Genomic DNA, 16,903 nt, shown 5'->3' on the forward strand with positions numbered 1-16,903 from the left:
CGACGGTGAACGTCACCGTGCGGCCTCCGCAAGGGCCAGGTTCAGCCCGGTGACGTTCACCGATGGCTGGCTCAAAAATGCTTCCAGTCCAGTGCTCGTGTATTTGTCCACGAGACCCTGAACGGCTTCGGGAGAGAGCCCCTGCGCTTTTGCAACCCGTCGGATTTGGAGTGTGGCGTAGTCAACAGAGATCTCCGGGTCCAGTCCCGAACCGCTGGCCGTCACGGCATCAGCGGGCACATCGGACTTACTGACGCCTTCCAACTCCGCAACGGCAGCGCGGTTGGAGGTGACGGTGTCGCGCAATTTCGTATCGTTGGGACCCAAGTTGCTCGCCGACGACGACGTCGGGTCCCAGCCGACCGCCGAAGGCCGTGCATGGAACCAGGCCGGGTCCTGTGTCCCTGCATCGTCCGCGGAGACCTGCGCGATCAGCGCTGACGCCGCGGGATTGCCAGCGTCGTCCTTCAGGATGGAGCCGTTTGCTTGGAACGGGGCAACTGCCTGTCCCACGCCGAAGACTGCCAACGGATAGGCAAGCCCCAGGATGAGGGTGGCGAGCAGCAGGAACCGAAGGGCGGTGCCTGCTTGACGGAGATAGCCGGACAGCATGTTCATGATGGGTTTCCTAGCCGATGCCGGGGATGAGGGAAATGATGAGGTCAATGAGTTTGATGCCGATGAACGGCGCCACGAGGCCGCCGAGTCCGTAGAGGAGCAGGTTCCTGCCGAGCGCCTGGTTCGCCGAGACCGCACGGTACTTCACACCGCGCAAAGCCAGCGGTACCAGCACAACGATGATGAGGGCGTTGAAGATCACCGCTGACAGGATGGCCGAGGCCGGCGTGGCCAAACCCATGATGTTCAGCAGTCCGAGGCCCGGGAACGCAGCGGTGAACAGTGCCGGGACAATGGCGAAGTACTTTGCTACGTCGTTCGCTACCGAGAAGGTGGTCAACGCACCGCGGGTGATGAGCAGTTGTTTGCCGATGCCCACAATGTTGATCAGCTTGGTGGGATCCGAATCCAGATCCACCATGTTCGCCGCTTCCTTGGCAGCAGGTGTCCCGGAGTTCATCGCCACTCCGACGTCGGCGGCGGCCAGTGCCGGTGCGTCGTTGGTGCCGTCACCGGTCATCGCAACCAGGCGTCCTTCGCCCTGCTCCCGGCGGATCACCCCCAATTTGTCCTCCGGTGTGGCTTCAGCGACGAAATCGTCGACACCGGCCTCCGCCGCAATCGCTTTGGCAGTGACGGGGTTGTCGCCGGTGATCATCACCGTCTTGATGCCCATTCTTCGGAGCTCTGCGAACCTGGCGTGCATGCCCGGCTTGACCACATCGGCCAGGTGCACCGTTCCCAGGACCCGGGTTCCGCCGTCGTCCGTCGTTTCGGCGACCAGCAGCGGAGTGCCGCCCTCCGCCGAAATCTCCTGCACCCGCCGCTGGACCTCGGCGGGCATGCGCCCGCCTTCTTCAGCAACAAAGCGTTCGACGGCGGAGGCGGCGCCTTTTCGGATCCGCCGCCCGTCCATGTCCAACCCGCTCATCCGTGTGCTGGCGGTGAACTCAACAATGACGATTTCCTTCGAGGTTTTGCGGATCTGCTCCAGGCCGGGACCGTTCACTCCCTTGTCGCTGGCGAGGTCCACGATGGAGCGCCCTTCAGGGGTTTCGTCGGCCAAACTGGACAGGCGCGCGGCCTCGATGAGTTCGGTGCGCTCCACGTCGTTGGCCGGGAAGAAGTTAACGGCACGCCGGTTTCCGTAGGTGATGGTGCCGGTCTTATCCAGCAGCAACGTGGTGATGTCGCCTGCCGTTTCCACCGCGCGCCCGGAAGTTGCCAGGACGTTGTGCTGGACCAGCCGGTCCATGCCCGCGATACCGATAGCCGGAACCAACGCGCCGATGGTGGTGGGTATCAGGCAGACCAGCAGGGCAACCAGCACGATGGGCGACGGCGTGGCCCCGGCCAAGGATGCAAAGGGGGCCAACGTCATGGTGACCACCAGGAAGACGATGGTCAACGACACCAACAAAACGTGCAGGGCGATTTCGTTGGGCGTCTTTTGCCTGACAGCGCCCTCAACGAGTTTGATCATCCGGTCAATGAACGTAGCTCCCGGTTCTGCCGTAATGCGGACCAGGATGCGGTCCGAGAGAACCTTGGTGCCCCCGGTGACGGATGAACGGTCACCGCCGGATTCACGGATCACCGGCGCTGATTCGCCCGTGATGGTGGACTCGTCAACGCTGGCCAGGCCTTCGATGATCTCCCCATCGGAGGGAATGACGTCGCCGGCCTCACAGATGACGACATCGTTCAACCTCAGGTCTGTTCCGGGAACCTCCTTGGTACTCCCGTCCTCCAAGCGAAGCCTGGCAGTGACACCTCGCCGACTGGCCCTGAGGCTATCGGCCTGGGCCTTGCCGCGGCCTTCGGCGATGGCCTCTGACAGCGTGCCGAACAGCACAGTGAGCCATAGCCAAACTGTCACTGTGATGCCGAAAACATCCGGTTTGAGCACACAGATCAGGGTGCAGATGGCAGCGCCGACCAGCACCACGAACATGACCGGTGAGTGGACCATTTGCCGCGGGGAGAGCTTCTTCACAGCCACCGGCAAGGCTGCACGGATGGTAGCTCCGTTCATCTTGGCCGGGGCTTTGGTGTGGTGCTTGTGTTCTCCGGGGGTTCCGAGGGGGTTGCCGTCGGCGTAGGTTTGCGCGGCAGTACGCGTCGTGGACGACGTCATGCGATAAGTCCTTCTGCGAGGGGGCCCAGTGCGAGGGCCGGGAAGTAGCTAAGTGCGGTCATGATCACGGTCACGCTGAGGAGCAGCGAGCCGAAGAGCCAGCCGTGGGTGGGCACGGTACCGGACGACGCCGGAATCTTGCGTTGCCTGGCCAGGGAACCTGCCAGCGCCAGCACCAAAGCGATGGGCAGGAAGCGCCCCAGCACCATGGCGATCCCCAGCATGACGGACAGGTAAGGACCGGAACTGGTAATGCCGCCGAAGGCTGACCCGTTGTTATTCGCCCCCGAGGTAAAGGCGTAAAGCACCTCGCTGAACTGGTGCGGGCCGGAGGCCGGCGCATTGGCCATGACATCCGGCAAGAGGACTGTGATCCCTGCGAGCGCGAGCACCAGTGTGGGCGTGACCAGGATGTAGAGGGCTGCGAGCTTCATCTCCCGGGGGCCGATCTTCTTGCCCAGGAATTCAGGCGTGCGCCCCACCATGAGGCCGGCAATGAAGACGGCGATGATGGCCAGGACCAGCATTCCGTAAAGCCCGGATCCGGTTCCTCCGGGGGCCACCTCACCGAGCATCATGTTCAGCATGGCGATGCCGCCGGCCAGCGGAGCCAATGAATCATGCGCGACGTTGACCGCGCCGGTGGATGTCAGGGTGGTGGAGGCCGCGAAAATCGAGCTGGCAGCAGGTCCCAGACGCTGTTCGAAACCTTCTCCCAGACCGCCTGCAGCCGCCGTCGCGGTTCCTTGGCCCGAGGCAACCGCCCAGCCCATCAACGCCGTGGATGTCACCCAAAGGGTGGCCATGACACCGGCAACGGTGTAGCCCTGGCGCTGATCCCCCACCATCCGTCCATACATGTACGGCAGTGCCGAAGGGATCAGCAGGATGAGGAAGACCTGGAACATGCTGGTGAAAATGCCCGGGTTTTCGAGGGGATGCGCTGAGTTCGCGTTGAAGTAGCCGCCACCGTTGGTCCCCAGTACCTTGATTGCCTCCTGGGAAGCGACCGGTCCACCCGGAATCACCTGCGTGACTCCAGCAGCCATATTGGTGACCTCCGTGGGCCAGAAGTTCTGGACGACGCCGCCAATCACCAATGCGACAGCCCCCACGGTCGCCAAGGGAAGTAGGACCCGGAAGGAGGCCCGGGCGAGGTCAACCCAGAAGTTGCCCAGTCGGTCGGTTGTTGTCCGCACGATGCCGCGGACCAAGGCGACCACTACCACTATCCCAACAGCGGCCGAAAGGAAGTTCTGGACGGCCAGCAGGCACATCTGGACGAAAATGCCCACAGTGGCCTCCGGCACGTATGTTTGCCAGTTGGTGTTCGTGACGAACGAGATGGCCGTGTTCATGGCAACCCAGGGATCCACGCCAGGAAGGTCATTGCTTCCGGGAAGAACACCTTGCAGACGCTGCAGCAGGAAGATCATCAGGACGGAGACCGCCGAGAACACCAGAACGCTGCGCAGATACACAGTCCAGCTCTGATCAGTTCCGGCATCGACACCCACCAAGCGGTAGAACAACCTCTCCGGTCCCGACGATGTGGTACCCGAGAAAACCCGCTCCAAGTGCACGCCCAAAGGCTTGTGCAAGAGCACGAGCACCAGTACCAAAACGGCTAGTTGGGTGATGAAGGAAGCTGTGCTGAAAACCACCGGCCATCACCACTTTTCCGGGTGAAGCAACACTGCCAACAGGTAGCCCATCGTGGCGAGGCCTGCCAGGAGCAGCCCGACCCACATGACCGCATCCAACGTCATTGCCCGCTCACCGGACCATCGCCGTCGACCATTTTGCCCAAGAGGTGGGCAACCCACATCACGATTCCCATGCACGCCACAAGAATCACCACAACAGCCACGTCGGCCACTGGAACGTCCTTTCATCAGCGCCCCGTTCGCGGGGCTGACTTCAGTCAATCCCGTGAAAAGGGCCGAAAGGACGATCCTTACGGTTCCTTAATGCCGGCAGGGTGGTTCTTGACGAATCCTTAACGCCGTTGCCCCTGGGCCACCCCTTTGGATGCCCTTCACACCACACTCATCAGCGTCGGGTTCATTGCTGTCGCCTTGTGGGGATAAGCGCGTTTCCGTGCCTCGATAGTGCAGGCCGGAGCCCGTCGGCATCAGCCGGGGTACGGCCACAAAGAGGCCCAACGTGAACACACGCTGGGTCATTCCTCGACCGGAATGGCGCTTGACGTTGATACCAGCGGTCCCAGCATCAAACTGCCCACCCCGAATTCTTCCCCGCATTCGGCACAGGACAGCACCGGCTTCAGGTCGGCCCCGCAACTATGCCGGTAGGAGGCACGGGGCGTCTCGTCACGCATCCAGGTGCTGCTCCACGCCGCGAGCGAGATGAGAATGGGAGCAACTTCCGCCCCGGACGCCGTGAGGTGGTACTCATGGCGTGGTGGGCGCTCTGAGTATTGGACGCGCTCAATAACGCCTTGGCTTTCCAGCGTCCGCAGCCGGCTTGTCAGAATATCGCGGGAAGCGCCTGTATTACGGGCTATCTGGTCGAAACGATGAACACCCAAGGACATCTCCCGGAGCGCCAACAGCGCCCACCGTTCGCCCAGCACCTCGAGCCCTGCCGCAATGAAACACGCCCTGGGCCCAGCATCGGCCCTATCGGTTAATTCCATCGCTTACCTGCTTTCAGTGCTTGGGAGGTCTCAGTGCTTTCAGCACTGAAACAAGTATACAAGTTAGTTGGAAAATCCAACCTACTCCGCTAACCTGACTTTGAGGGCAGCGACAACCACGTCACCGCCCTGTCTGAGATCAGGAGAATTCATGCCACAGCTGACTGGCGCCGTCGTTCTTGTCACCGGTGCGAATGGAGGGCTGGGCCGCGAGTTCGTGGAACAGGCCCTCGCCAGGGGCGCGGCCAAGGTTTACGCGACAGCCCGGCGCCCCCAGGAGTGGCACGACTCCCGCATCGTCCCGCTCGCTCTCGATGTCACTGACCCTGCCTCGATCCGGGCCGTCCTGGAACAGGCTCCGGACATGACGGTCCTCGTCAACAACGCCGGCATTGCTCTGGAAACGGACACACTCCTTTCGCTGCCGGACAAGGAAATCCGAAAGGTGATGGAGACCAATTTCTTCGGGCCCGTCGCCCTGACCAAAGCCTTCGCGCCGGTGCTCGCCCTCAGCCCCACATCGGCGGTCCTCAACATCCACTCGGTGCTCAGCTGGATCGCGCTCACCGGCGCCTACAGCGCCTCCAAGGCCGCACTGTGGTCAGCGACCAACGCCTTCCGGATCGAACTGGCTCCCCAAGGCACGCACGTCACCGGCGTGCACGTCGCCTACATTGACACGGCCATGGCTGAAGGTGTGAGTGCCCCGAAAACCGCCGCCGAGGAGGTCGTACGGAAGGCATTCGATGGGCTGGAGCAGGGAGACTACGAGGTCATCGTGGATGACATCACCGCAGGCGTGAAGTTTGGCCTCTCCGGCTCCATCCCGGATCTTTACCCTGCCCTGGCGGCCAACGCCCCGTCCTAACCCAGACGGGTTTCGAAACGTCCCAAGAAAACCAGGGAGAAAGCACCTTGCCACCAAACACCTCTGCGGAGCGCTCGGAGACCTTCAGTTGGATCGACCCGGCAATCGCACTCGAACAGCTGCCACGACTGTCGGGTCTGGACTACTTTGCCGGCCTCAGCGACGGAAGCATACCGCCACCGCCGATCGCGTCCCTGATGAAGTTCGATCTCGTCGAAGCCAAACACGGGTACGTCGAATTCGAGTGCCGGCCGGGCGAAGCCCACTACAACCCGCTTGGAATGGTGCACGGCGGCCTGGCCTGCACGCTCCTTGACACGGCACTCGGCTGCGCAGCACACACTACTTTGGCAGCGGGCCTCGGTTACACCTCCATCGACCTGGCGGTCAAGTACCTCCGGCCCATCACGCTCCGGACGGGCACCCTTCGCGCAGAGGGGTCAGTGGTGAAAGCTGGTTCGCGGCTGATCTTCACCGAAGGCCGCCTCTGCACCACCGACGGCGAACTCCTCGCCACCGCTACGAGCACACTCCTCGTATTTCCCCACCAACCGGAGCCGCTCACACCATGACACACACCGCCTTCTCCGTTGCCCTCGCACCTGCCGACCACGGACCTGTGGAGCGCCTGAACGCCGAACCAGGGATGCATGAGTTGAGCCGGTTCGGCGTTCCGTTGGGGCTCGCAGGCCTCGGCGGCGCCTGGTCCGCCGCAAGGAGCACCTTGGACTTCCCACTATGGCCGGAGGAAACTCTCTACGGAGCAGCCGCCGCCCTGTGGCTGCTCCTGACCGCCCTCTATGTGTTCCAAGGCCTTCGGAGCAGGGGTACATTCCGTTCTGACCTTCAGCACGAAGTGGCCGGGCCGTTCGCATCCTTCATTCCGCTCGTAGGGATCCTGCTTTCCTCCCATTACAGCTCCTATGTGCCGCTCTTGGGGACCTGGCTCTGTGTGGCGTCCATCGCCGCCCTGGCCATCGTTGCCGCACAACTTCTCGCCCACTGGGTCATAGCCGGGGTATCGATGCAATCCATCCATCCCGGCTACCTGTTGCCCGTGGTGGCCGGGTCCTTCGTCGCCAGCATCGGTTTTACAAGCCTTCACAACCATGACGCCGCCATGGGCGCATTTGGCGTCGGCGTATTCTTCTGGCTTGTCGTGGGCGCCGTGGTCACCCTCAGGCTCATGACCGGAGGCGCGTTGCCACCAGCAGCCAAGACCGGACTGTCCGCCTACCTGGCTGCGCCTGCAACGGCCAACATCGCCTGGATGGTGTCTCACCCGGGACCCTTGGGGACCGTGCAACTGGGACTCACGGGCGTGCTGGTGATGATGGCACTCATGCAGGTCATGCTCCTCCCCCAATATCGCAAGCTTCCCTTCTCCCCAGCGTTCTGGGTGTTTACGTTCCCGGTGGGCGCGACCACCAACTATGCCATTCGCTGGCTGGCAACCACCGGCGTCCCTGGCCGGGAAATTTACTCCTGGGCGATACTGGGGCTCGCAACAGCCTTCACCCTCGCCATAGCCGCCCGTACCGCGGCCAGGACACTGGCGCGCCCCAGGTAAAACAAGTTACAAGGGGAAAACAGGGGCGGGAGCAAGGTTCTGCCGCCCGCACGATTCCGCCCCGTCATCCATCGCCCGTGTCATCTCTGGACTTGTTCGTATCCCCCAGCAAGCATCGTTTGACACCGATTCATCGGAGATGGCGGCGACACCGCCGGAACCATGCCCCGGGAAGGTAACGCACGAACGTCCTGCCCTGGTGCGGCTTAGTAGACGGAGCCCATCAGGAGCTCTGAAAGACGTCCGGCGGCGCGTCGGAGTTCCGGGACGCTTGCTTTCAGCTCTGCTTCAGTGGCCGTCTCGACCGGACTTGTCAGGGCAATCGATTCACTGGGACGGCCGGTCCTGTTGGGGACAGCCACCGCGACGGAGAGGACGCCCGTAGCGCGCTCGTCAGCAGAATAGGCGAAATCCTCGCCCGGGAGGGGCAGGCGTGCCCGCAACTCGTCGGCAGTAAATCCAGCCCCTTCGTGGCCCGAGGTGGAGGCCGCCACGGCAACCTGTTGCAGCTCCTCCGCGGTAGCCGACGCCAGAAGGATCTTTCCAGCGGCGCCCACAGTAAGAGGCAGCCTTTTGCCCAGGGGGAGGTCATACCGGAGTGGTGAGTCGCCGTCCACCCTGGCTACCAGGATGCGCTCAAAACCAAGACGCGTGTAAAGGGACGCAGTGCGGGCCGTTTGGGTGGCGACTTGCTGGAGTATGGGACGCGCCGCTACCACCAAGGGGTCATTTTCGAGAAAGCTCCGGGCCGCGGGAAGAACCGCCGGGCCGACACGGTAGGTCTTGTCCGTCTGGCTGACCATGCCAAAATCCTGGAGGACGCGCAGGATCCTCAGCGTCGTAGGCAGGCTCATGCCACAGGTCCTGGCGAGATCGCTCAACCGTTGGGGCCGCTCCGCCCGCTGCAGCTCGGCAAATACCTCCAGGGCACGCGAGAGCGACCGCATATTTGCTGCCTTGGGGCCATCCTCGGCGGAACTTGCGGAGTGCGTTGAGCTCACGGTCATTGTTCCATTCTATGTAAGTTCCTTGCGCTTGACATCAAGTGTGGCTCCTGTCACTATTTCTTCAGACGCAATACTCTTTCATTCTATGAAATGCAGTATCAAGGAACGTAAGAAAGAAGTCCCATGACAACGGAGTCAGTTATGACCGAGCCCCAACGTGCCAACGTTGCACCCACCGTCTTGGCGGGGATCGGAGCGTTCGTAGTGGTCGGTGTCTACGTGCTGGTCAGCTCGATCGGCCTGGGCCTGTGGACGTCACTCGGACCAGGCCCGGGGATGTTCCCCTTTGCGATGGGCGGGTTGCTGGTTGCAATGTCCGCGATCTGGCTCGTTCAGGAATTGCGCCAACCGAGCGAAACATCAACCGGCGTTGACCGGGGCCTCGTCATCGCCGTCGTCGTCAGCCTTGCGCTGTTGGCCGCGGTCATGGACCTGATCGGCTTCCAGCTGAGCATGTTCATCTTCCTGATGTACCACCTGAAAATCCGCGGCCGCCGCGGCTGGGTGTCATCGCTGATCGTCGCCGTGGCAGGCAGCTTCGGCGCGTTCTACGCCTTCAACTACGGCCTGAACGTGGCCCTTCCCACCGCCGGCATTTCTGTCCTGAACTCGATGGGACTCTAACTGTGGATACCCTCAACGAACTGGCCAACGGCTTCGCATCAGCGCTGACCTGGCAAAACCTCATCTTCGCTTTCCTGGGCTGCCTCCTCGGTACCATCATTGGCGTGCTTCCCGGCATCGGCCCGGTAGCAGGCGTCGCCCTCCTCATCCCCCTCACCATGAACCTCGACGCGACCGGGGCGATCATCATGCTCTGCGCCATCTTCTACGGCACGGCGTACGGCGGAACCATCACCAGTGTCCTGCTGAACACTCCCGGCGAGGCTGCCTCGGCGATCACCACCATTGACGGTTACGCCATGACCAAGATCGGCAAGGCTGGAGCGGCCCTGACCATCGCCGCCGTCGGATCCTTTGTGGGCGGAACAATCGCAACACTTGGCTTGGTTGCGGCCGCCAAGCCGCTCGGCGAGCTGGGACTCCTGGTCGGTCCGCCGGAGTTCTTCGCTCTGATGGTGGTTGGAATCTCCCTCCTTGTCGCTTTGGCCGGCAAATCCATGGTCAAGGCCATCATTTCCGGTGCCTTGGGCCTGCTGATCTCCATGGTGGGTATCGATCCCGTGGCCGGCGCTCCCCGCTTCACGTTCGGCTCGGACAACCTGCTGGACGGCGTGAGCTTCGTCGCCGTGATTGTAGGCGTATTCGGCCTCTCCGAAATCCTCTCCTACCGCAAGGATTCCCAGGCCACCGCTGTGCACGCACCGGGCATGCGCTCCCTGCTTCCCACCGGCACGGAATGGCGCCGCAGTGCACCATCCATGGCTCGCGGAACGGGCATCGGATTCGGGCTTGGCCTCATCCCCGGCATGACCGGGTCGGTATCCTCTCTCTTGGCCTACGGCGCCGAGAAGAAGTTCTCCAAGCACCGCAACGAGCTGGGCAAGGGTGCCATCGAAGGTGTCGCCGGACCGGAGACCGCCAACAACGCCCACGCCAACGCCGCGCTGATCCCTCTGTTCACCTTGGGTATCCCGGCGTCGCCAACCATCGCTGTCCTGATGGGCGCCTTCCTTCAACAAGGTCTTACTCCGGGGCCGACCCTCTTCACCGAGCACTCGGAAATTGCCTGGGCAATCATTGCAAGCCTGTTCATCGGCAACCTGCTGCTGCTCCTGCTGAACGTTCCGTTGGTGGGCCTGTGGACGTCAATCCTGCGGGTGCCGGCCTCCATCCTGACCGCCTTGATCCTCCTGTTCATGGTGATCGGCGCCTACACCATCAACTTCAACGTCTTCGATGTGTTCGTCATGATCGGCTTCGGCCTTCTGGGCCTGGCGTTGCGGCATCTCGATATCCCGCTGGCGCCCATGGTGCTGACGCTGGTGCTGGGACCGCTGATGGAACGCTCCCTTCGGGAGTCCCTGGAAATCTCCCAAGGAGACTTCGGCATCTTCGTCAACCGTCCCATCCCGGTGGTCCTGATCGGCATCGGCGTCCTGATCATCCTGAGTCCGCTCCTGAAGCTCCGTAAGCCCAAAGCACTCAACGAAGACCCGGAAACCTAGACACCACCCATTTGTAATCCCCCTTCAAAGGAGAAGAACCATGACCCGCACACGCATCACCGCAGCTTTCGCTGCTGCCGCCCTCATCGGGCTCACCGGCTGCGGCGCCAACGCCGGCGCCACCAACAACGCAGGGGACGACTTCCCCAAGAAGGGAAAGTCGATCGAACTGATCGTCGCTTTCTCTTCCGGCGGGGCGGTGGACACCGCTGCCCGACTGGTCCAGCCGATCCTGGAGAAGGAACTCGGCACCAACGTCGAGGTCGTCAACAAGCCAGGGGCTGGCGGACAGATCGGCTACACACAACTGACAAGCGCCAAGCCCGACGGGTACACCATCGGCGCCACAGGTTCCCCGTCCGTGGTTGTCTCACCACTGGACCCGGCACGCGGGGCAAAATACACCCGCGACAGTTTCCAGCCCTTGGGGCGGCAGGTTATCGATCCCACGGTGATCGCCGTCCAGCCGGACAGTCCTTACAAGACGCTGAAGGAACTCCTGGACGCCGCCAAGGCCGACCCCAAATCCATGACGGCCAGCACCACCGGTTTGCAGACCGGCGAGCACTTCGCCCTGGCGCAACTGCAGGAAACCACCGGCGCGGAGTTTGCGCCAGTGCACTTCTCTGAAGGCGCTTCGCAGGCAACCACTGCGTTCCTCGGCAAGCACGTGGACATCCTGGTGGCCAATGTCAGCGACGTCACCGAGCTTTCCAAGCAGGGGAAGGCACGGGTGTTGGGCGTCATGACGGCTGAGCGCGCACCTTCGCTCCCGGACGTCCCTACGTTCAAGGAATCCGGATACGACGTCGAAGCCGGCACCGTTCGCGGCTACTCAGCACCGGCAGGATTGCCGGACGCCGTAGCTACCAAACTGGAGGCTGCCTTCCAAAAGGCAATCGAAGATCCGGCCGTGGTCAAGAAGATGGAAGACCTCGGACTCCAGACCAGCTACCTGTCCGGCAAGGACTACCAGGAATTTTGGGCGAGTCAGGAAGAAGACTTCAAAAAGGTCCTCCCGCTGGTTCAGAAAACCGACTGAGTTCAGACGACCGATTGAACCAAGCCACCTTCCCATCCCACCACCACACACGGAAGAACCTCATCATGACAACTCCAGTCCTTGAAGACATCGACGCCGGTTTCCCCCGCCCCGGGCGGGACGTGCTTGAACGGCTTGCCAAGCTGCCGGCTGCGAACATCGGCGATGCCATGGACCGCCTGGGGGTTGCCGACTCGGCGATCCAGGCTATTTGGCCTGGCGCCCGCATTGCCGGTCCGGCCTTCACGGTCTGGACCCGCCCGGGCGACAACCAAGGCATTCACCGCGCATTGCAGCTTGCCCATCCGGGCGACGTCATCGTTGTCGCTGGCGGCGGAGACGAGTCCCGGGCCCTGCTGGGAGAACTCATCGGGGAACGGGCCATCAATCTCGGCATTGCCGGCTTCGCGCTGGACGGCGCCGCCCGGGACGCCGAAACCCTCGGTGAAATTGGGATGCCGGTCTTCGCCCGGGCCACCACACCCGCGGGTCCCTACAAGAACGGCCCATCCCGTTTGGGCACACCCATTTCCTTCGGCGGAGTCCCCGTCATGCCAGGCGACATCATCATCGGCGACTCCGACGGCGTCGTCATCATCCCCCGTGAACAGGCAGCAAATGTGGCCGAGGCCGCCGAGGCCGTGTTCGCCGACGAAGCACACCGCAGGGCCGCCATCATCGCGGACCGTGCCAAGTAAGAAAGACAGACGAACATGACAGCTTGCACCGTCATCGGCCTCGGTGAGGCCGGAGCCACCTATGCCGCCGCCCTCGTTGCAGCCGGGCACCAGGTCACCGGATTCGACCCCGTCGCTCCCAGCACTCCCGCGGGTGTAATCCGGGCGGCCACGGCAGCGGAAGCGTGCGCCAATGCCGACATCGTCCTCGTACTCACAGGCGCTGCGGCCGCCCGGGCCGTGGCCCAGGAGTGCTTGCCTGTGCTGCCCACCGGCAGCTGCTACGCAGACTTCACATCATCCTCACCCCACGTCATGCAGGAACTTGGACAGTTCCCCAGCAAGGCACTCTTCGCCGACGTAGCGATCCTTGGACCCGTCCCCACCCAGGGTGCCAAGACACCGCTGATGGTCAGCGGACCCGGCTCCGCCGCGGTGGCGGACCTGCTCAGTCCACTGGGTGCCGACGTCGAAATCGCCGACGGCGGACCTGGGGCCGCCATGTCCCACAAGCTGCTTCGCAGCGTCCTGATGAAAGGCCTTGCCTCCGTGGTGGTTGAAGCTGTCACCGCAGGAAGAGCTGCCGGTCTCGAAGAGTGGATCCGAGGCCAGATCGCCCTGCAGTTGGCGGGTGACGGGCAAGCGGTGATAGACCGGTTCCTCACCGGCACTGCAAAACATGCCCAACGCCGCTCCAAGGAAATGCAGGACACAGCCCGCTACCTGTCGTCGGACCTGGAGGTGCCCGCGGAGATGACTACAGCATCAGCGGCTGCCCTCACACGCATGGCATCAGAGCCTGCATCAGCCTTGCGCTGAGGCAGGCATCGGGAAGAATCAGGACAGGACCACCGGTGAACCACTCACCAGCACTACTTTCACCAGGAGCAGCATCATGATCGGCATTTGGGCCCTCGGCGCCTACTTGGCCGTCATCCTGCTGTGGACAACCCTCATCAAGCGCAGCGTCGGCGAAGCCATGATCATCGGCTTCCTGGTGGTGCTTCCCTTTACCGGAGCTGCCGCTTTGCAGGTCGGCTGGACATCGCTCTACTCGGCCATGTCCGATGAGATCGTATACGCCACCATGGCCTTCGTTTTCATGGGCTACCTTCTGGACAGGTCCGGCGTACTGGACCGGCTCATTGATCTGTTGAACTCCCTGATCGGCGGGGTCAAAGGTGGTCCCGCGTGGGTCTCCACCGTGGCATCCGCCGGGCTGGGAGGAGTGGTGCACAATCAGGCAGCCATCGCGGCCACCGTCGGGTCCGTGACAATTCCCTGGATGGAAAAGTCCAAGCTGGACAAGCCCTCAGCCGCCACGCTGGTGGCCGGAAACGCCGGGATGGGCATTACGTTTCCCTTCAGCGCCTCCATGTTCGTCCTGGTGGGGTCCGCCACCGTGGGACCCCTGCTGAACGTCAACGATCTCGTGCTGCCGTTGTTGTTCGGTGGGCTGTGGTGCTTCCTGCACCGGTTGATTGTCACGTGGCTGCTGATCCGCAAGAGTGGGATGGCTCCGCTGGACGCGGCACACAGACTGACAGTCACAACGGCTTTCAACCAAGGATGGGCCACCCTCCTGCTCTTCCTCGTGGTCGCGATTCCGCTGATCATCACTTCCGGTGCCATCGCCACCGTGTTGTCCGGCTGGGTTGGCGGGGACATCACCAAGTCAGTCAGCGTCATTGTCTGGATCCCCGTGGTTCTCATCATCACCGGGGCATTGCTCGGCTGGAAACGTTTGCCGCGTGCAGGACGGGATTGGTGGAAGCTCCTGGAGAGCTCCGCCCCCCGGTTCGGCGTCGTCGGTATCACCGTGGTGTTTGCTTTTGCCGGTGCCAATGCCCTCGCCGCTACAGGTTTGCCGCAGCAGATGACCACGTTGCTCCATCAGATGAACCTGCCGCTGTGGCTGCTCGCCATCCTCATTGGCTTGATCGTGATCGCCGTGGCCGCACCCCTGTCCGCGACGGCGACCATGGCCGCCGTCGGGACCGTCGGCGTGGCCACGCTGGCAGCTGCAGGAGTCCCGGCGACTACTGCCGCCGTCGCCGTCCTGGTCTTTTCATCGTGTGAAGCCGCGGTACCGCCCGGAGGCGCGCCACTCTATGTGGCCTGCGGCATCGCCGACGTCAACCCCATCACGACATTCGCCCGGCTGCTGACCCACTACGCACTGCCGTTGTTGGGCATCGGAGTCCTGATCATCCTCGGCATCCTGCCCATCTAAGGAAGCTTCCGTGAAACTCATCCAAACCCTCTTCGTCCTCACACTCGCCGCCCTGCTCCTGGGCGGGGTGGTGTTCGTGGCAGGACAAAGCGTCTCCCTCGTGCTGGGCCAAGGCGAGTGGCTGACGTTCCTCAATGAATCCTTGAAGGATCCAATGTGCATCGCGGCCTCCATTTGTGCGATCGCGGGTTTCCTCCTCAGCTACAAACGCCATCAACAACAGGACCATCCGCAGGAGGCCCGGTCACGGTGACCAACACATCCAACGGAACGTACCCAACGTTCGCCGAGCTACTCCGACGGGAAGGTCAACTGGCCGGTACCTCGTGGGGACTGTTCCCCGACGAAACACGCGGAACGCCGTCGTTCATTGGGCCCGGAGCCGTCCTGGAGGCCCGGGACTCCATCAGAGGTGGAACGGTCTTCGGGCTTGACTACCCGGCTGACGCCTTCGACCCAGGGATGTCACTGAAACGCACCGCCCCTCGCCACACGATCTATTCATCGCATCCTGCCCACCGGGACGACTACCTTGATGGCTATTACCTCCAGGGCTCCACCCAGATCGACGGGCTACGGCACCGCAGGGCAGACGACGTCGGCTTCTATAACGGCACCCCGGATGCCCTCGTCAGTGAAGGGACACCCGAGCTGGGGATCCAGGGATGGGCCGAAGAACCCATCGTGGGCCGTGGAGTACTGGTGGATCTTGACGGATACCGTTCCGCCCGGAAAGAGCCGATCGACCATGCCGCCGGAGAGCCCCTCCCCCTGGATTTGATCCAATCAGCGTTGCTTGAGCAGTCCGTCACCCTCAGGACAGGCGATATCCTCATGCTCCACACGGGTTGGTGCGAATGGTTCCTCGCCTTGTCGCAACACGACAAGCAGGAAATGCGGGAAAGCCGTCGCGCCACCGGCATCGTTCAGTCCCGGGAATTCGTGGCGTGGGCTTGGGACAACCAGCTTGCCCTGGTGGCTGCCGACAACTTCGCCTTCGAATGCCTTCCTGCCGTTCCCGACAGTCCCTTCAAAAACACTGCACCGAACGATCATGGGATGATGCACCAGCAACTCCTCGCCAAACTTGGCATGCCTCTCGGCGAACTGTGGAAGCTGGGTCCGCTCAGTCGACACATGCGTTCAACGGGGAACTGGGATGCCATGGTCAGCATCAAGCCCCTTAACATCGTGGGAGCTACCGGCTCCCCCGCGAACGCCACGGCGCTGGTTTGAACCGTTAGGGTGATTCTCCGCGGCTGGCCGTGGTGGGGTGGGTTGCTTTCGTCCGATCCCTTGGCCATTTGTAGCGTTGCGTCGACGACTCGGACCATTGTGAAGGCACCGGTCCGATGCTGCCGCCCGAACTCTCATGCTGGCGTGGCTCTTATGCAGTCAACTGGGAATCGGCGTCGTGTCGCTGGGCGGCTCACCCGCACTGTGCAGATGTAGATCGAGGAACCCATGAGAAGTGAAGGCCCGGACAGGCACAACACAAGGAGCCCGGCTTGGCGCCAGGCTCCTTGTGTTGAGGTCAACTGAGGATGCTACATGTCCAAATGGCCGAGGAACTCGCCGGTGTAGGGGCAGAGGTAGGCAACGGTGTCTTTTACGCGGACCGTGAAGTCGGTGCCGCCTGGAACCTCGAATCGTTCGCCTTCCTTGTAGGTTGTCCACTCCCCCTGCCCTGCGGGTTGCTGCACGTCCCAGGTTCCCCGGACGAGATGCATCCACTCCTTGACGGGCGCTTCGAACTTCCACTCACCGGGCTCCATTACTCCGACAGTGAAGTTGCCTTGTTCGTTCTTGAACTCAAGGCTGCGCACTTGTCCCTCAAAGTATTCATTCTGGCCAATCATGGTTTTCTCCATTCGCGGGGGTTCTTCGGCAGCTGGTCGCGGCCTGCTGCGAATCAGACTAGCGAGACCATCCTGACAAGCCCATCGCCCGCTCGTACACTCTG

The 16,903-nt window shown here is 62.5% G+C and carries 17 protein-coding genes and 1 pseudogene; 11 read left to right on the forward strand and 7 right to left on the reverse strand.

Annotated features, from left to right (window positions below; genetic code table 11):
* Nucleotides 1-12: 12 nt before the first annotated feature.
* The 5 genes from kdpC to QF015_RS02685 form a co-directional block, all read right to left on the reverse strand.
* Nucleotides 13-618: a K(+)-transporting ATPase subunit C gene (gene kdpC / locus QF015_RS02665; RefSeq protein WP_429386698.1), complete on the reverse strand. Its 606-nt coding sequence runs from the start codon at nucleotides 616-618 to the stop codon at nucleotides 13-15.
* A 10-nt stretch (nucleotides 619-628) separates the two neighbouring features.
* Nucleotides 629-2,755, reverse strand: a complete 2,127-nt coding sequence (kdpB, locus tag QF015_RS02670) for a potassium-transporting ATPase subunit KdpB (protein ID WP_429386700.1) — start codon at nucleotides 2,753-2,755, stop codon at nucleotides 629-631.
* Entirely contained in the window at nucleotides 2,752-4,419 is a 1,668-nt protein-coding gene (kdpA, locus tag QF015_RS02675) for a potassium-transporting ATPase subunit KdpA (protein WP_429386702.1), read from the reverse strand. The genes kdpB and kdpA overlap by 4 nt, the downstream gene beginning before the upstream one ends.
* 6 nt (nucleotides 4,420-4,425) lie before the next feature.
* Nucleotides 4,426-4,524: a potassium-transporting ATPase subunit F gene (locus tag QF015_RS02680; RefSeq protein WP_310205454.1), complete on the reverse strand. Its 99-nt coding sequence runs from the start codon at nucleotides 4,522-4,524 to the stop codon at nucleotides 4,426-4,428.
* A gap of 413 nt (nucleotides 4,525-4,937) precedes the next feature.
* The gene (locus tag QF015_RS02685) at nucleotides 4,938-5,414 is read right to left on the reverse strand and encodes a winged helix-turn-helix transcriptional regulator (RefSeq protein WP_310205457.1); all 477 of its coding nucleotides are present in this window, start codon (nucleotides 5,412-5,414) and stop codon (nucleotides 4,938-4,940) included.
* A gap of 151 nt (nucleotides 5,415-5,565) precedes the next feature.
* On the opposite strand from QF015_RS02685, the gene QF015_RS02690 reads away from it, so the two are divergent.
* The 3 genes and pseudogenes from QF015_RS02690 to QF015_RS02700 all read left to right on the forward strand — a co-directional run bounded on the left by QF015_RS02690 (nucleotide 5,566) and on the right by QF015_RS02700 (nucleotide 7,852).
* Entirely contained in the window at nucleotides 5,566-6,282 is a 717-nt protein-coding gene (locus QF015_RS02690) for an SDR family oxidoreductase (RefSeq protein ID WP_429386705.1), read from the forward strand.
* Nucleotides 6,283-6,323: 41 nt separating this feature from the next.
* A pseudogene (locus QF015_RS02695) lies at nucleotides 6,324-6,854 on the forward strand (PaaI family thioesterase); the annotation flags it as partial.
* Entirely contained in the window at nucleotides 6,851-7,852 is a 1,002-nt protein-coding gene (locus tag QF015_RS02700) for a TDT family transporter (RefSeq protein ID WP_429386708.1), read from the forward strand. The pseudogene QF015_RS02695 and the gene QF015_RS02700, both read left to right, overlap by 4 nt.
* A 206-nt stretch (nucleotides 7,853-8,058) precedes the next feature.
* Here the strand turns inward: QF015_RS02700 and QF015_RS02705 are convergent, their stop codons facing one another.
* The gene (locus QF015_RS02705; RefSeq protein WP_429386709.1) at nucleotides 8,059-8,859 is read right to left on the reverse strand and encodes an IclR family transcriptional regulator; all 801 of its coding nucleotides are present in this window, start codon (nucleotides 8,857-8,859) and stop codon (nucleotides 8,059-8,061) included.
* A gap of 123 nt (nucleotides 8,860-8,982) precedes the next feature.
* Here QF015_RS02705 and QF015_RS02710 point away from each other — a divergent pair, with 123 nt between their 5' ends.
* From QF015_RS02710 to QF015_RS02745, 8 genes are all read left to right on the forward strand, one after another.
* Complete coding sequence (locus tag QF015_RS02710; protein WP_310205471.1) at nucleotides 8,983-9,483, forward strand: tripartite tricarboxylate transporter TctB family protein; 501 nt, start codon at nucleotides 8,983-8,985, stop codon at nucleotides 9,481-9,483.
* Nucleotides 9,484-9,485: 2 nt separating this feature from the next.
* Nucleotides 9,486-10,988 (forward strand): tripartite tricarboxylate transporter permease, encoded by a 1,503-nt coding sequence (locus QF015_RS02715; protein WP_310205474.1) that lies wholly within the window; start codon nucleotides 9,486-9,488, stop codon nucleotides 10,986-10,988.
* A gap of 40 nt (nucleotides 10,989-11,028) precedes the next feature.
* Entirely contained in the window at nucleotides 11,029-12,030 is a 1,002-nt protein-coding gene (locus tag QF015_RS02720; protein WP_310205476.1) for a tripartite tricarboxylate transporter substrate binding protein, read from the forward strand.
* A gap of 65 nt (nucleotides 12,031-12,095) precedes the next feature.
* Nucleotides 12,096-12,728, forward strand: coding sequence for an RraA family protein (locus QF015_RS02725; RefSeq protein WP_310205478.1), 633 nt, complete (start codon nucleotides 12,096-12,098; stop codon nucleotides 12,726-12,728).
* Nucleotides 12,729-12,743: 15 nt separating this feature from the next.
* Nucleotides 12,744-13,526 (forward strand): NAD(P)-dependent oxidoreductase, encoded by a 783-nt coding sequence (locus QF015_RS02730; protein WP_310205481.1) that lies wholly within the window; start codon nucleotides 12,744-12,746, stop codon nucleotides 13,524-13,526.
* A 76-nt stretch (nucleotides 13,527-13,602) separates the two neighbouring features.
* Nucleotides 13,603-14,940, forward strand: a complete 1,338-nt coding sequence (locus tag QF015_RS02735; RefSeq protein WP_429386712.1) for a TRAP transporter large permease subunit — start codon at nucleotides 13,603-13,605, stop codon at nucleotides 14,938-14,940.
* 10 nt (nucleotides 14,941-14,950) lie between these two features.
* A complete protein-coding gene (locus QF015_RS02740) occupies nucleotides 14,951-15,193 on the forward strand; it encodes a hypothetical protein (protein ID WP_310205487.1) in 243 nt (80 codons plus the stop codon).
* The gene (locus QF015_RS02745) at nucleotides 15,190-16,176 is read left to right on the forward strand and encodes a cyclase family protein (protein WP_310205490.1); all 987 of its coding nucleotides are present in this window, start codon (nucleotides 15,190-15,192) and stop codon (nucleotides 16,174-16,176) included. The genes QF015_RS02740 and QF015_RS02745 overlap by 4 nt, the downstream gene beginning before the upstream one ends.
* A gap of 311 nt (nucleotides 16,177-16,487) precedes the next feature.
* On the opposite strand, the gene QF015_RS02750 is transcribed toward QF015_RS02745, so the two are convergent.
* The gene (locus tag QF015_RS02750) at nucleotides 16,488-16,799 is read right to left on the reverse strand and encodes a pyrimidine/purine nucleoside phosphorylase (RefSeq protein WP_014921602.1); all 312 of its coding nucleotides are present in this window, start codon (nucleotides 16,797-16,799) and stop codon (nucleotides 16,488-16,490) included.
* Nucleotides 16,800-16,903 lie beyond the last annotated feature (104 nt).

It is taken from the genome of Paenarthrobacter sp. TE4293 (assembly GCF_050435325.1).
GTDB classification, from domain to species: Bacteria; Actinomycetota; Actinomycetes; order Actinomycetales; family Micrococcaceae; genus Arthrobacter; species Arthrobacter nitroguajacolicus_C.

What these genes read in the sequence shown, in the direction of transcription:
- kdpC (WP_429386698.1), bottom strand. Translation starts at nt 618, where the DNA reads ATGAACATGCTGTCCGGCTATCTCCGTCAAGCAGGCACCGCCCTTCGG.
- kdpB (WP_429386700.1), bottom strand. Translation starts at nt 2,755, where the DNA reads ATGACGTCGTCCACGACGCGTACTGCCGCGCAAACCTACGCCGACGGC.
- QF015_RS02680 (WP_310205454.1), bottom strand. Translation starts at nt 4,524, where the DNA reads ATGACGTTGGATGCGGTCATGTGGGTCGGGCTGCTCCTGGCAGGCCTC.
- QF015_RS02685 (WP_310205457.1), bottom strand. Translation starts at nt 5,414, where the DNA reads ATGGAATTAACCGATAGGGCCGATGCTGGGCCCAGGGCGTGTTTCATT.
- QF015_RS02690 (WP_429386705.1), top strand. Translation starts at nt 5,566, where the DNA reads ATGCCACAGCTGACTGGCGCCGTCGTTCTTGTCACCGGTGCGAATGGA.
- QF015_RS02700 (WP_429386708.1), top strand. Translation starts at nt 6,851, where the DNA reads ATGACACACACCGCCTTCTCCGTTGCCCTCGCACCTGCCGACCACGGA.
- QF015_RS02705 (WP_429386709.1), bottom strand. Translation starts at nt 8,859, where the DNA reads ATGACCGTGAGCTCAACGCACTCCGCAAGTTCCGCCGAGGATGGCCCC.
- QF015_RS02710 (WP_310205471.1), top strand. Translation starts at nt 8,983, where the DNA reads ATGACAACGGAGTCAGTTATGACCGAGCCCCAACGTGCCAACGTTGCA.
- QF015_RS02720 (WP_310205476.1), top strand. Translation starts at nt 11,029, where the DNA reads ATGACCCGCACACGCATCACCGCAGCTTTCGCTGCTGCCGCCCTCATC.
- QF015_RS02725 (WP_310205478.1), top strand. Translation starts at nt 12,096, where the DNA reads ATGACAACTCCAGTCCTTGAAGACATCGACGCCGGTTTCCCCCGCCCC.
- QF015_RS02730 (WP_310205481.1), top strand. Translation starts at nt 12,744, where the DNA reads ATGACAGCTTGCACCGTCATCGGCCTCGGTGAGGCCGGAGCCACCTAT.
- QF015_RS02735 (WP_429386712.1), top strand. Translation starts at nt 13,603, where the DNA reads ATGATCGGCATTTGGGCCCTCGGCGCCTACTTGGCCGTCATCCTGCTG.
- QF015_RS02750 (WP_014921602.1), bottom strand. Translation starts at nt 16,799, where the DNA reads ATGATTGGCCAGAATGAATACTTTGAGGGACAAGTGCGCAGCCTTGAG.